Origin of the sequence: Streptomyces sp. NBC_00388 (genome assembly GCF_036061255.1) — a bacterium.
Classification (GTDB): Bacteria; Actinomycetota; Actinomycetes; order Streptomycetales; family Streptomycetaceae; genus Streptomyces.
Genome location: NZ_CP107948.1, coordinates 4544504 through 4559192 on the forward strand (window position 1 = coordinate 4544504; position 14689 = coordinate 4559192).

A 14689-nucleotide genomic window follows, 5' to 3' on the forward strand; every position below is an offset into this window, starting at 1 on the left:
GACGCTGAACAGTGGAGAACTTGATTGCGCTGCTGATCGCAGCGCCCTTGCTCGGGGCGGCGGTACTGCTCTGCGGCGGCCGGCGTTTCGACCGTATCGGCCACTGGCTCGGCACGCTGTTCGCTGCCGCGTCCTTCGTGCTGGCCGCCGTCCTCTTCACCGACATGCTCGGGAAGAGCGCGGACGACCGCGCCCTGCACCAGCACCTGTTCAGCTGGATCCCGGTGGCCGGCTTCAAGGCCGATGCCGCCTTCCAGCTCGACCAGCTGTCGATGACCTTCGTCCTGCTGATCTCCGGTGTGGGCACGCTGATCCACATCTACTCGATCGGCTACATGGAGCACGACGAGCGGCGCCGCCGCTTCTTCGGCTATCTGAACCTCTTCCTCGCGGCGATGCTGCTGCTGGTCCTCGCGGACAACTACCTGCTGTTGTACGTCGGCTGGGAGGGCGTGGGCCTCGCCTCGTACCTGCTGATCGGCTTCTGGCAGCACAAGCCCAGTGCGGCGACGGCGGCCAAGAAGGCCTTCATCGTCAACCGCGTGGGCGACATGGGCCTGTCGATCGCGATCATGCTGATGTTCACCACCTTCGGGACGTTCGCCTTCGGCCCGGTGCTGCACTCGGTGGGCGGCGCGTCGCAGGGCAAGCTCACCGCGATCGGCCTGATGCTGCTGCTCGCCGCCTGCGGCAAGTCGGCCCAGGTGCCGCTCCAGTCCTGGCTCGGTGACGCGATGGAGGGCCCGACCCCGGTCTCGGCCCTGATCCACGCGGCGACGATGGTGACCGCGGGCGTCTACCTCATCACCCGCTCGGGGGCGATCTTCAACGCCGCCCCCACCGCACAGCTGGCCGTCGTGGTGGTCGGCGCGGTGACGCTGCTCTTCGGTGCGATCGTCGGTTGCGCGAAGGACGACATCAAGAAGGCCCTCGCGGGCTCGACCATGTCGCAGATCGGCTACATGATCATGGCGGCGGGCCTCGGCCCGATCGGGTACGCCTTCGCGATCATGCACCTCGTCACGCACGGCTTCTTCAAGGCCGGGCTCTTCCTCGGCGCCGGATCGGTCATGCACGGCATGAACGACGAGGTGGACATGCGGAAGTTCGGCGGTCTGCGGAAGTACATGCCGGTGACGTTCGTGACCTTCGGCCTCGGCTACCTCGCGATCATCGGGTTCCCCGGCCTCTCCGGGTTCTTCTCCAAGGACAAGATCATCGAAGCGGCCTTCGCCAAGGGCGGCACCGAGGGATGGATCCTCGGCGGCGCGGCCCTGCTGGGCGCCGGCATCACCGCGTTCTACATGACCCGCGTCATGCTGATGACGTTCTTCGGTGAGAAGCGCTGGGTGCCGGACGCGGACGGACACGAGCCGCACCCGCACGAGTCGCCCAAGTCGATGACCATTCCCATGATCATCCTGGCCTTCGGATCGGTCTTCGCCGGTGCGTTCTTCGGTATCGGCAACCGCTTCCTGCACTGGCTCGAACCCATCACCGGCCACTCCGAGGGCAATTCACCGGTCAGCGCCGGCGCCGTCACCGCCGGGACGATGGTGGTCCTGGTGATCGGCGTGGCCATCGCCTGGCTCGTCTACGGGCGCAAGCCGGTACCCGCGGTGGCCCCCAAGGGGTCGCTGCTCACCCGCGCCGCCCGGCGCGACCTGTTCCAGGACGACTTCAACCACGTGGTCCTGGTCCGCGGCGGCGAGCACCTCACCCGGTCGCTGGTCTACCTCGACCACTCCCTGGTGGACGGCGTCGTCAACGGCACGGCCGCTTCGGTCGGCGGGCTCTCGGGCCGGCTGCGCAGACTGCAGAACGGCTACGCCCGCTCCTACGCGGCCTCGATGTTCGGCGGCGCAGTGATCCTCGTCGCCGCGACCCTGCTGATGAGGGCGGTCTGATCACCATGTCCTTTCCTCTCCTGACCGCGACGGCCGCGCTCCCGGCGGTCGGCGCCATCGCCACCGCCGCGGTCCCGGCCGCGCAGCGCACAGCGGCGAAGTGGCTGGCGCTGCTCTTCTCGCTCGGCACCCTCGCCCTCGGCGCCGTCCAGCTCGTCCGGTTCGACCCGGGCGGCGCCCGCTACCAGCTCACCGAGTCGCACGCCTGGATCAAGGACTTCGGCGTGCGGTACGAGCTGGGGGTGGACGGCATCGGGCTGGTGATGCTCGCCCTGACCGCCCTGCTCATCCCGTTCGTGATCCTGGCCGGCTGGCACGACGCGGACCCCCTGGAGACGCACAGCTCGCGGTGGCGGCCCACGCAGGGCTTCTTCGCCCTGATCCTGGCCGTCGAGGCCATGGTGATCCTCTCCTTCGAGGCCACCGACGTCTTCCTCTTCTACATCCTCTTCGAAGCCATGCTCATCCCGATGTACTTCCTCATCGGCGGCTTCGGGGACCGTGCGCACGCCGGGGGCGACGAGGCGGCGGCGACCCAGCGCTCCTACGCCGCGGTCAAGTTCCTCCTCTACAACCTGGTCGGCGGCCTGCTCATGCTGGCCGCGGTCATCGGCCTCTACGTGGTCGCGGGGAACTTCTCGCTCCAGGAGATCGTCGCCGCCCGCGCCAACGGCTCGCTGCACATGGCGACCAGCACCGAGCGGTGGCTCTTCCTCGGCTTCTTCTTCGCCTTCGCGGTGAAGGCGCCCCTCTGGCCCCTGCACACCTGGCTGCCCAACGCCATGGGCGAGGCGACCGCCCCGGTCGCCGTGCTGATCACCGCCGTGGTGGACAAGGTCGGCACGTTCGCGATGCTGCGCTTCTGCCTCCAGCTCTTCCCGGAGGCCAGCAAGTGGGCCACCCCGGTGATCCTGGTGCTCGCACTGATCAGCATCGTCTACGGCGCGCTGCTCGCGGTCGGCCAGCGCGACATCAAGCGGCTGATCGCCTACGCCTCCGTCTCGCACTTCGGCTTCATCGTCCTCGGCATCTTCGCGATGACCACCCAGGGGCAGTCCGGCGCGACGCTCTACATGGTCAACCACGGGATCTCGACGGCCGCCCTGATGCTGGTGGCCGGCTTCCTGATCTCGCGGCGCGGCTCCCGGCTCATCGCCGACTACGGCGGCGTCCAGAAGGTGGCCCCGGTCCTGGCCGGGACCTTCCTGATCGGCGGTCTCGCCACGCTGTCGCTGCCGGGGCTCTCCCCGTTCGTCAGTGAATTCCTGGTCCTGGTCGGCACGTTCAGCGCCTACCCGGCCGCCGGGATCGTCGCGACCGTCGGCATCGTGCTGGCCGCGCTCTACGTGCTGGTGCTCTACCAGCGCACGATGACCGGCCCGGTCAGGGCGACCGTGCAGGGCATGGCGGACCTCAAGGTCCGTGAGCTGGTCGTCGTCCTTCCGCTGATCGCCCTGCTGGTCTTCCTCGGCGTCTATCCGAAGCCGCTGACGGAGATCGTCGACCCGGCCGTGAAGCACACCATGTCCGACGTCCAGAAGAAGGACCCCCAGCCCACGGTGGAGGCCGCGAAGTGAGCGCTACAGCTGTCCACAGCCTGTGGACAATGGGGGCGGCGGGCCCCATCGGCAAGATCCCGACCCCGCACATCGAGTACGCGCAGCTCTCGCCCGTACTGATCATCCTCGGTGCTGCGATGGTGGGCGTCCTCGTCGAGGCCTTCGTGCCGCGCAAGGGCCGCTACTACGCCCAGGTGTTCCTCTCCGTCGTCGCGGTCGTCGCCTCCTTCGCGGCGGTCGTCGCCCTGGCGGCGGGCGGATACGGCTCGACCAAGGCGCACATCGCGGCGATGGGCGCGGTCGCGGTCGACGGGCCGGCGCTCTTCCTCCAGGGCACCATCCTGCTGGCCTCGCTGGTGGCGGTCTTCACCTTCGCCGAGCGCAGGCTCGACCCCGAAGTACACGGCAACCGGACCGACTCGTTCGCCGCGCAGGCCGCTTCCGTACCGGGCAGCGACGGTGAGAAGGAAGCGGTCAGGGCCGGCTTCACCACCACCGAGGTCTTCCCGCTCGCGCTGTTCGCCATCGGCGGCATGCTCGTCTTCCCCGCCGCCAACGACCTGCTGACGCTCTTCGTGGCGCTGGAGGTCTTCTCGCTGCCGCTCTACCTGCTGTGCGCGGTGGCCCGCCGCAAGCGCCTGATGTCGCAGGAAGCGGCTGTGAAGTACTTCCTGCTCGGGGCGTTCTCCTCGGCCTTCCTGCTCTTCGGGATCGCCCTGCTCTACGGCTACGCGGGCTCCGTCTCGTACGCCAGGATCGCCGAAGTGGTCGACGGCACCGTGCAGAACGTCGACCCGGCGCTCGCCGACACCATGGGCAATGACGCGCTGCTGCTCATCGGCGGCGCGATGATCCTGCTGGGGCTGCTCTTCAAGGTCGGCGCCGTGCCGTTCCACATGTGGACCCCGGACGTCTACCAGGGCGCCCCGACCCCGGTCACCGGCTTCATGGCGGCGGCCACCAAGGTCGCCGCGTTCGGCGCGCTGCTGCGGCTGCTGTACGTGGTGCTGCCCGGGATGCGCTGGGACTGGCGCCCCGTGATGTGGGCGGTCGCGATCATCACGATGCTGGGCGGCGCGATCGTCGCGATCACGCAGACCGACATCAAGCGCATGCTGGCGTACTCCTCCATCGCGCACGCCGGATTCATCCTGGCCGGTGTCATCGCCACCACCCCGGAAGGTGTCAGCTCCGTCCTCTTCTACCTGGTGACCTACTCGTTCGTGACGATCGGTGCCTTCGCCGTGGTCACGCTCGTCAGGGACGCCGAGGGCGAGGCCACGCACCTCTCCAAGTGGGCCGGGCTCGGGCGGCGTTCGCCGCTGGTGGCCGCGGTCTTCGCCGTCTTCCTGCTGGCCTTCGCGGGTATCCCGCTGACCAGCGGGTTCAGCGGGAAGTTCGCCGTGTTCAAGGCGGCGGCCGACGGCGGGGCCGGTGGCCTCGTGGTGGTCGGTGTGATCTCGTCCGCCATCGCCGCGTTCTTCTACATCCGGGTCATCGTGCTGATGTTCTTCAGCGAGCCGAAGGCGGACGGCCCGACGGTCGCCGTGCCGTCGCCGCTGACGATGACGACGATCGCCGTGGGTGTCGCGGTCACACTGGTGCTGGGACTCGCTCCGCAGTACTTCCTGGACCTGGCGGGCCAGGCCGGTGTCTTCGTCCGGTAGCCGGGCTTCCGCACACCATCTCCGCCGTCGGGCGGGCCGGGCACCCCGGCCCGCCCGACGGCGTTTCTCCCCTGCTGACCTGCGGTTCCGGTCCGTCGCCTGCGGGAGCGGGGGTGGCGCGAGGGGGCGTGACAGGGTACGGGCGCACCCCGCGATGCACCGCTGTGTCCTGGGATGTCGGTGCGGGACCCTATCGTGGCAGGAGTGACCGGCAGTGCGGGTGAGGGACCAGGCCCTGACCCGGCCGGGTCCTCCTGGGCCCGCGAAGACCCACCGGACAGGACCAGCGCGACGGGGGACGGAACGATGAAGGGGAGTGGCGAGACAGTGGCCGAGCGTACGGAGCAGGCAGAGCGGACCGCGCACGCGCAGGGCGCGGAGAGCGAGGCGCTCAGCACCCTGCACCGGGTCTTCGGCTACGACGCCTTCCGCGGCGAGCAGGAAGAGATCATCGAGCAGGTGGTGGGCGGCGGGGACGCCGTCGTGCTGATGCCGACCGGTGGCGGAAAGTCCCTCTGCTACCAGATCCCCGCCCTGGTCAGGCCGGGCACGGGCGTGGTGATCTCACCGCTGATCGCGCTGATGCAGGACCAGGTGGACGCGCTGCGCGCCCTCGGGGTGCGCGCCGGTTTCATGAACTCCACGCAGGACTTCGACGAGCGCCGCACCGTCGAGGCGGAGCTCATCGCAGGCGAGCTGGACCTGCTCTATCTGGCTCCCGAGCGGCTGCGGGTCGAGGCCACGCTGAGCCTGCTGAGCCGGGCGAAGATCTCGGTGTTCGCGATCGACGAAGCGCACTGCGTCGCCAGCTGGGGGCACGACTTCCGCCCCGACTACCTGGCGCTCTCCCTGCTCGGCGAGCGCTGGCCCGACGTCCCGCGCATCGCCCTGACCGCGACCGCCACCCGCGCCACGCACCAGGAGATCACCGAGCGGCTCGGTATGCCCGCCGCGCGGCACTTCGTGGCGGGCTTCGACCGGCCCAACATCCAGTACCGGATCGTCCCCAAGAACGACCCCAAGAAGCAGCTGCTCGCCTTCCTCAAGGAGGAGCACGCGGGGGACGCCGGAATCGTCTACTGCCTCTCGCGCGCCTCCGTCGAGCGGACCGCCGAGTATCTCTGCAAGAACGGCGTCGAGGCCGTGCCGTACCACGCGGGGCTCGACGCGGGCACCCGCGCCCGCCACCAGTCGCGCTTCCTCCGTGAGGAAGGCCTCGTGGTGGTCGCGACGATCGCCTTCGGGATGGGGATCGACAAGCCGGACGTCCGGTTCGTCGCCCACCTCGACCTGCCCAAGTCGGTCGAGGGGTACTACCAGGAGACCGGGCGCGCCGGACGTGACGGGCTGCCGTCCACGGCGTGGATGACGTACGGACTCCAGGACGTGGTGCAGCAGCGGAAGATGATCCAGAGCAGTGAGGGCGGTGAGGCCTTCCGCCGCCGGGCCGCGGCCCACCTCGACGCGATGCTGGCGCTCTGCGAGACGGCCGGCTGCCGGCGTGCCCAGCTGCTCCAGTACTTCGGCCAGGAGGCGGTGGCCCCGGCCTGCGGGAACTGCGACACCTGCCTCACCCCGCCCGAGACCTGGGACGGGACGGTGGCGGCGCAGAAGGTGCTGTCGACGGTGGTACGGCTGGAGCGCGAGCGCCGGCAGAAGTTCGGCGCCGGGCAGATCATCGACATCCTGCTCGGCCGCAAGACCGCCAAGGTCATCCAGTTCGACCACGACCAGCTCTCCGTCTTCGGTATCGGCGAGGACGTCCCGGAGGCCCAGTGGCGGGGCGTGGTGAGGCAGTTGCTGGCCCAGGGGCTGCTGGCGGTGGAGGGGGAGTACGGCACGCTGGTCCTGACCGGCACCAGCGCTGCGGTGCTCGCGCGGGAGACCGAGGTCCGGCTGCGCAAGGAGCCCGAGAAGGTGGCGGTGGCGCGGGCTGCGAAGGGCGAGAAGAAGGCCAGGGCGGCCGCGGCCGCCGCCGATCTCCCCGCGGACGCGGTACCGGTCTTCGAGGCGCTGCGGACCTGGCGAGGCAAGCAGGCCAAGGAGCAGGGCGTCCCGGCGTATGTGATCTTCCACGACGCGACGCTGCGGGAGATCGCCACGGCGCGGCCCGCCACGCTCGGCGAGCTCGGCGGGATCGGTGGTCTCGGCGAGAAGAAGCTGGCGACGTACGGCGAGGGCGTGCTGGAGGTGCTGGGCGCGCTGCCGGGCGCGGGAGACGCGGGGGACACGGCGCCGGACCGCCCCGACGGCCCGGCAGGCGGACCCTCCCGCCCCGCCGGGACGCAGCCCGCCCCGACGCAGCCCGCCCCGACGCAGCCCACCGGGTCGCAGCCCCGGATCCTCCAGCCGGACCTGCCCGCGGAGCCTGCTCCGGGCCGGGTGCCCGCGCAGGGCGCGCCGGACGACACCTGGGACGAGCAGGCCTGGGACGAGCCGGACTTCGGGGACTACCCCGATGACCCGGACACCTTCGGCGGGGCCTGAGCGACCCGGAGACCTTCGGCGCGGTCTGTGCGATCCGGAGACCTTCGGCGGGGCCTGAGCGACGACACGTACACCTTCGTGGAGCCTGGGCGACCCCCACACCTTCGGCGGGGCTGCGCGCGACCCACGCACCTTCGGGCGGGCCCGCGTCCGGAGAAGCGTCCCGCGCGGCCCGCCCGCGTGCAGGGAGCTGTCCGGTGCGGGGACCCCGCGTGAGGGATTCCGGTGATCCGCCCCGCCCCGCCCCGCCCCGCCCCGCCCCGCCCCGCTCAGCTCCCGCTGCGGTTCGCCCGGTCGCGCTGGACGGCGCGGCGGACCGCATATGCCGGCCACTCCTCGCGGATCAGATGCCGCATGGCCGAGCGGGACTTCCCGCCGTCCCGGGCGACGAACCGGGAAAGCCCGATCGTCGAGACGAGCGCGGCCAGGACGCGGCTGCGCGGGTCGGGGAAGTCCGCCGCCTCCGCCGCGGCGAAACGCTCGCGCGCCTGCGCCGACCAGTTCCGCGGGCCCGCCGGATGGCGGTGGTAGGGCAGCAGCCCCGCGAAGCGCCGGGTCTCCCGGGTCAGTACGTCCCCCTCCACCAGGAGGTCCAGGTACAGGCCCTCCACCGTGCGGCCGTTCCTGCGGACCCAGTGCGGGGCGCCGACACCCCCGGCGAACTTCCTCTTCTCCGGGGCGGGAAGCAGATCCAGCACCTGCGCGAGCACCGGGTCGTGCGGCAGCAGTGGCTGGTCCACCGTCACCTTCCCGTGCGACTCGGAGATCCTCTCCTGCAGCGCCAGTTCGGCCAGGGCCGCACCGGCCATGCCGAACTCCAGATAGCGGTTCCGGCAGAAGGGGCTGCCCCGGCGCGGGTCCAGCGCGAGCAGCAGCAGTTCCTCGGGGAGCGTCGGCGCTTCCTGGCTCATGGGGCGGGCACGATCCTTCCGGTCACTTCGCCGAGTCCGACCCGGGTGCCGTCGGGCCCCGGTGCCCAGGCGGTCATCGTCACCTCGTCGCCGTCCTCCAGGAAGGTCCTCTTGCCGCCGTCCAGTTCGAGGGGGCGGGTGCCGTTCCAGGTGATCTCCAGGAGCGAGCCGCACTGTTCGGGCGACGGCCCGCTGACCGTGCCCGAACCGAAGAGATCCCCGGTGCGGAGGGAGGCGCCGTTGACCGTCATATGGGCCAGCATCTGGGCTGCCGTCCAGTACATCCCGGCGAAGGGCGGCCCGGAGACCGGCTGGCCGTTGACCGAGACCGTGATCCGCAGGTCCAGGCCACCGGGCTCCTCGGCGGACGCGTCGTCGAGGTAGGGCAGCAGGGGCACTTCGCGGGCGGGCGGGGCGGTGCGGGCGGCGTCCAGAGCCTCAAGCGGCGTCACCCAGGCCGAGACCGATGTGGCGAAGGACTTGCCGAGGAAGGGGCCCAGCGGTACGTACTCCCAGGCCTGGATGTCGCGCGCCGACCAGTCGTTGAGCAGCTGGAGGCCGAACACATGGTCCCGGTACCCGGCCAGCCCGACCGGCTTGCCCTGCCCGGAGGGGACCCCGATCACGAAGCCGACCTCGGCCTCGATGTCGAGCTTGACCGACGGTCCGAAGACCGGCGCGGGGTCCGAAGGCGCCTTGCGCTGCCCCGAAGGGCGCACGACGTCGGTGCCGGACACGACGACCGTGCCCGAACGGCCGTGGTAACCGATCGGCAGATGCTTCCAGTTGGGCGTCAGCGCCGCCGAATCGGGCCGGAAGATGCTGCCGACGTTCGTCGCGTGGTGCTCGCTCGCATAGAAGTCGACGTAGTCGGCGACCTCGTACGGAAGGTGCATCGTGACGGCCGCCACCGGATGCAGCAGCGGCTCTATGACCGGGCGGTGCGCCGGGACCGTCACCCACGCGGTCAGCGCGCGCCGCACATCGCGCCACGCCGTACGGCCCGCCGCGAGCAGCGGGTTGAGCGTGGGGTGGGCGAGCAGCTTGCTGTACGGGGAGCCGAGCGCGAGCGCCGCCGCCCCCGCGTCCAGGACATGGCCGCCGATGCGCACGCCGACCCGGCGCCGCCCGGGATCGTCCGGGGTGGAGAAGACTCCGTACGGCAGGTTGTGCGGACCGAAGGGATCGCCCTCGGGAAGGTCGAGCGGACTCTGCTCAGGCATGGGGTGCTGCCTCGCTTTCGGGTCTGTGGACAGACCCACGGTACGGGGGCGAGGCGTACCGCGTCAGCTCGTGAAACGACCGGGATGTACTGCCTCCGGGATGTGGCGGGGGCAGGTCCCGGAACCTGCCCCCGCCGTGTCCGCCGCCCTACCCCGCGGTGCGCGGGATGCGCTTCTCCCAGCTCCGCCGGAAGACCACCTCGTCGCCCTCCTCGCACACCACCTCGTTGGTCGTGATGAAGTCCTCCGCGTCGCAGCTGATCTCGGAGCGGGTCCGCACCCGGGTGTCCCAGCCGGTCTCGGGGCGGTGCAGGCGGATCGACCAGTCCGAACGGGTGTGCGCCGTCAGCGGGTCGGCCTCGTTGATCGTGTACGTCTCCAGCGCGTCCTCGCTGAACTCCAGGCCGTCCGGGTAGATCCGCGTGCCGCCGTACCGGGGATCCACCTCCAGACGCCAGTCGCCCTTGGCCACATCGCGTACGACCAGCCGCTCCGGACGCTCGTCCGGGTTGTCCGGATACACCACGGCCAGCGGCTCCGACTGCTCCGGCTCCTCGAAGGTGATGTCGTCCTCGGTGTGCGCACGGACCGGGAGTTCCATGGTCGAGGCCGCCGGGTCCAGGATCCAGCCGCGGGCCGAGTCGGGCTGCGGCCAGATCCACGGCCAGTAGGCCGACGAGACCGAGAGGCGGATGCGGTGGCCGGGCGGGAAGGTGTGGCCGACGCCGTTCAGCTCGAAGGTGAGCGTTTCGGTGGTGCCGGGCTCCCACGGGTCCGACCTGTCCCGTCCGTTGCGCGCCGAGAAGTTGAGCGCGCCCCGGGTGACCAGCGTGGACGAGCCGTCCGGCGCGACGTCGCAGAGCCGCGCGACGACCTGTCCCGTGGGAACGTCGCAGCGCACCGCCAGGTGCACCTGCGCGCGGCCCAGGATCTCGATGGGGGCCTGGCGGACGGGGAATTCGAAGCAGACGGACTTCGCGTCCTCGTCGCGCTGGTCCGGCGGCAGGTCGGAGTCGTTGCCGAACGGGAAGAACCGTCCCGCGTCAAGCCCGGTCTGCATCGGCGACCTGACCTCCATCGGGTCGCCCTGGAGCGCGTACGACACCGGTGTGACGTGCGGGGATGGCCAGGCTGTGTCGGCGACCCAGCGGCCGGGCAGCTCCGGGTAGACCGTGGCCGGCGGGTGCGACTCGCTGATCCACGAGCGCAGCAGCGGCTCGTCCATCACCCCGTTCTCCTCGCCCTTGAGGTGGTGGTCCCACCAGCGCAGGGTCTCCTGGAGGAAGCCGATCGCGGGGCCGGGCGGCAGCCCCCGGTCCGGGTACTGGTGCGACCACGGGCCGATCAGCCCCCGCACCCGTGCCGGGTCCAGATTCCCGACCAGCCGCAGGGCGGTGTCCCGGTACGGGTCGTGCCAGCCGCCGACGGTCAGGACGGCCGCCTTGATGGCGGGATAGTCCTCGCAGACGCTGCCGTGCTTCCAGTAGTCGTCGCGCGTCTGGTGGGCGAGCCAGGTGTGGATGAACGGCTCGACGGCCTCCAGCCGGTTCAGCCACATGTCCCGCCAGACGGAGCCGACCTGGGCCGGGTCCGGGGGTCGTGACACGAAGGCGAGCATCGTGGCCGCCCAGGCGTGCATGTCGACGGCGAGTACCGAGCCGCCCATGTAGTGGACGTCGTTGTCGTAGCGGTCGTCGGCGGAGCAGACCGTGACGATGGCCTTGAGCGGCTCCGGGGCGAGGGCCGCGATCTGGAGCGAGTTGAAGCCGCCCCACGAGATGCCGAACATCCCGACCTTGCCGGTGCACCACTCCTGCCCGGCCAGCCAGTTCACCACCGCGACCCCGTCGGCCAGCTCCTGGGCGTCGTACTCGTCACCTGGCATCCCGGTCGAGTTGCCGTGACCGCGCACATCCACCCGGACGGAGGCGTATCCGTGGCCCGCGTACCAGGGGTGCCGCTGCCAGTCGCGCGGCGCCGTCCAGTCGCTCAGCCGGTACGGAAGGTATTCGAGCAGGGCGGGGACCGGGCCGGATTCGGCCGGACGCCAGATCCTGGCGTACAGCTGTGTGCCGTCCGGAAGGGGGATCCAGACGTCCTCGCGGCGGGTCTCGTACGGGAAATCGGTGCGGATTCGAGCCACGGCAGGCGCTCCTCAGTGGACGGGGTGCATGGTGCGTTTGAGCCAGGGGGCGGCGGCGACGACCGCGAGCCCGGCGACGACGGCGATGGCGCCGTTGACGCCGAAGTACGCCGGGTCGGAGACCTCGCCGTACACCTTCACGACCTGCGCCTGGATGCCGTTGGCAAGGGCGAGGGAGAGGAACCAGAGCGCCATCGTCTGGCTGGCGAAGGCGGCCGGGGCGAGCTTGGTGGTGGCGGACATGCCCGAGGTCTCGACCAGGATGTCGCCGAGGCCCAGCAGGGCGTACGAGCCGACGATCCACCAGACGGACATCAGCCAGTCGCTGCCGGAGCGGCCGGAGGTGGCGGGCACCATGATGAGGAAGGAGAGGCCGCCGAGGACGGTACCGATCGCGATCTTGTTGGACGCGTGCGGCTGGTGCTTGCCCATCCGGACCCAGACGGCCGCGACCACGGGGGCCAGGGCCACTTCGAAGGCGCCCAGCGCGGAGGCGTACCAGCTGGCCGGGAAGTGGTACCCGAAGATCTCCGTCCTGGCGTTGGTCGACGCGAGAAGGATCATCGTCGAGTACGCCTGGAAGAGGATGAAGTTGAAGACCACCGACGCGAGGAAGAGCACGATGTAGGGGCGCAGATGACCGCGTTCGGCCCTGGTCACCCGGGGGCTGCGGAACATCACGACGAAGAAGACGATCGGCGCGATCACCGAGATGACGGTCAGTGCGTCGACGGTGCGGTCCAGCGTCAGCCAGCCGGAGAGCCCGAGGGCGACGGCGACCACGGCCACCACCAGTGCCCCGCCGGCGATCATCCTGACCGCGCGGCGCATCGCGGCGGGCGGCAGCGCCTGTTCGGCACCCTCCGTGCGGCCGGCGATGGTGCGGCGCCCCAGGACGTACTGGATCAGACCCAGCGTCATGCCGACGGCCGCGGCCGAGAAGCCCCAGTGCCAGCCCTTGTGGTCACCGAGCCAGCCGGTGATCAGGGGGCCGAGGAAGGCGCCGATGTTGATGCACATGTAGTAGAGGGCGAAGCCGGCGTCCCGGCGCTGGTCCTCGGTCCGGTACAGCTTGCCCACGAGGGTGGCGACGTTCGGCTTCAGCAGCCCCGTGCCGAGCGAGATCAGCCCCAGACCGACCCAGGTCATGGCGGCTGTCGGGACCGCCATCGAGTAGTGGCCGAGTGCGATGAGGATGCCGCCGCCGAGGACCGCGCGGTACGAGCCGAGGATGCGGTCGGCCAGCCAGCCGCCCGCCACGGAGACCAGATAGACCAGCGTGCCGTACGCGGCGGAGACGGACGCCGCCGCTCCGGGCGACATGCCGAGGCCGTCGTCGGTGACCGAAGCGGTGAAGTAGAGGACCAGGATGGCCTGCATCCCGAGAAACGAGAACCGCTCCCAGATCTCCAGGCCCGACAGAGTCATCAGACCGCGCGGCTGGCCGAAGAACGAATGGTCGTCGCCCGGCTGCGGCGGGGGCTGGGACGGTGACGCCAGTCCCGGCTGCGGCTCTGTTCCGGACAAAGGTACTGCTCCATTTCAAATCGACTTCTTTTGAACATACCGGTCACGCTCAGTATGTGCTCGGGGTGGGCGGGCAGGCGCTCATGGTGATCGAAAGAGGACCGGATACGCTGACTTGAGTGCGGACAGCGACACATCGACAATCCTTGTGATCGTCAGCAGACAGGAGATCCCCTCGTGACCGTCGTCGAGCCATTCGGGCTGAACGTGCGGGACCAGGCACTTGAGGCCGATGTCCAGGCCGGATTGGCAGCTGTCGAGGCCGGGCTGCTCGATGCCACCAAGAGCGAGGTCCCTTTCATCACGGAGGCTGCGCAGCATCTTGTGCGGGCCGGGGGTAAGCGCTTTCGTCCGCTTCTTGTGATGCTCGCTGCCCAGTTCGGTGACCCGTATGCGCCCGGAGTCGTGCCTTCTGCCGTAGTGGTCGAACTGACGCACTTGGCGACGCTTTACCACGACGACGTGATGGACGAGGCCGAGGTGCGCCGGGGGGTGGACAGCGCCAATGCGCGCTGGGACAACTCGGTGGCCGTCCTGACCGGCGACTTCCTCTTCGCGCGGGCCTCGCACATCCTGGCCGACCTGGGCCCGGAGGCCGTACGCATCCAGGCCGAGGCGTTCGAACGCCTCGTCACCGGCCAGATCCTGGAGACCGCGGGTCCGCGCGACGGCCGCGACCCGGTCAGCCACTATCTCGACGTGATCGCGGGCAAGACCGGCTCCCTGATCGCTGTCTCCGGGCGGTTCGGCGCGATGATGTCCGGCGCCGACGAGAGCGTGGTGAACATCCTCACCCAGTACGGCGAACGGCTCGGTACCGCCTTCCAGCTGGCCGACGACGTACTGGACATCGCCAGCGACAGCCACGAGTCCGGCAAGACACCGGGGACGGACCTGCGCGAGGGCATCCCCACGCTGCCGGTGCTGCGGCTGCGCGCGCAGGCCGCCGAGCACGGCCGTCCGGATGATCTCGCCCTGGTCGAGCTCCTGGCGGGCGACCTCACGGACGACGCCCGGCATGCCGAGGCCCTGCGGCTGATGCGGGCGCACCCGGCCCTGGAGCAGGTCCGTCAGGACACCGTGCGGTACGCGGAGGAGGCCCGGGCCTCCCTGGCACCGCTGCCGGAGTGCTTCGCGAAGACCGCCCTGGAGGAGCTGTGCGGCGCGGTGGTGCACCGCGTCGGGTGAGGCGCCCTGCCGCCCCCGCCCTGTCCGGGCCCACCGCCCCCTCCTCCCTGATGGCGTCTCCCTCCCGCTGACCTCTC

The 14689-nt window shown here is 70.5% G+C and carries 9 protein-coding genes; 5 read left to right on the forward strand and 4 right to left on the reverse strand.

The features are described 5' to 3' along the window. Window positions 1-11: 11 nt before the first annotated feature. The 4 genes from nuoL (at window position 12) to recQ (ending at window position 7620) form a co-directional block, all read left to right on the forward strand. A complete protein-coding gene (nuoL, locus tag OG917_RS20430) occupies window positions 12-1907 on the forward strand; it encodes an NADH-quinone oxidoreductase subunit L (RefSeq protein ID WP_328319057.1) in 1896 nt (631 codons plus the stop codon). A gap of 5 nt (window positions 1908-1912) precedes the next feature. Continuing rightward, a complete protein-coding gene (locus OG917_RS20435) occupies window positions 1913-3484 on the forward strand; it encodes an NADH-quinone oxidoreductase subunit M (RefSeq protein ID WP_328319058.1) in 1572 nt (523 codons plus the stop codon). Next, window positions 3481-5133, forward strand: a complete 1653-nt coding sequence (gene nuoN, locus OG917_RS20440; RefSeq protein WP_328319060.1) for an NADH-quinone oxidoreductase subunit NuoN — start codon at window positions 3481-3483, stop codon at window positions 5131-5133. The genes OG917_RS20435 and nuoN overlap by 4 nt, the downstream gene beginning before the upstream one ends. 306 nt (window positions 5134-5439) lie before the next feature. Next, window positions 5440-7620, forward strand: a complete 2181-nt coding sequence (recQ, locus tag OG917_RS20445) for a DNA helicase RecQ (protein WP_328319061.1) — start codon at window positions 5440-5442, stop codon at window positions 7618-7620. 269 nt (window positions 7621-7889) lie between these two features. On the opposite strand, the gene OG917_RS20450 is transcribed toward recQ, so the two are convergent. The 4 genes from OG917_RS20450 to OG917_RS20465 all read right to left on the reverse strand — a co-directional run bounded on the left by OG917_RS20450 (window position 7890) and on the right by OG917_RS20465 (window position 13424). Beyond that, complete coding sequence (locus OG917_RS20450) at window positions 7890-8531, reverse strand: GOLPH3/VPS74 family protein (protein WP_328319062.1); 642 nt, start codon at window positions 8529-8531, stop codon at window positions 7890-7892. Beyond that, window positions 8528-9754, reverse strand: a complete 1227-nt coding sequence (gene fahA, locus OG917_RS20455) for a fumarylacetoacetase (protein WP_328319063.1) — start codon at window positions 9752-9754, stop codon at window positions 8528-8530. Before fahA ends, OG917_RS20450 begins: the two co-directional genes overlap by 4 nt. A 148-nt stretch (window positions 9755-9902) precedes the next feature. After that, window positions 9903-11897 (reverse strand): CocE/NonD family hydrolase, encoded by a 1995-nt coding sequence (locus OG917_RS20460; RefSeq protein ID WP_328319064.1) that lies wholly within the window; start codon window positions 11895-11897, stop codon window positions 9903-9905. 12 nt (window positions 11898-11909) lie between these two features. Then, window positions 11910-13424, reverse strand: a complete 1515-nt coding sequence (locus tag OG917_RS20465) for a peptide MFS transporter (protein WP_328319065.1) — start codon at window positions 13422-13424, stop codon at window positions 11910-11912. Between the two features lie 177 nt (window positions 13425-13601). Here OG917_RS20465 and OG917_RS20470 point away from each other — a divergent pair, with 177 nt between their 5' ends. Beyond that, window positions 13602-14612, forward strand: a complete 1011-nt coding sequence (locus OG917_RS20470) for a polyprenyl synthetase family protein (RefSeq protein ID WP_328319066.1) — start codon at window positions 13602-13604, stop codon at window positions 14610-14612. Window positions 14613-14689: the final 77 nt, after the last annotated feature.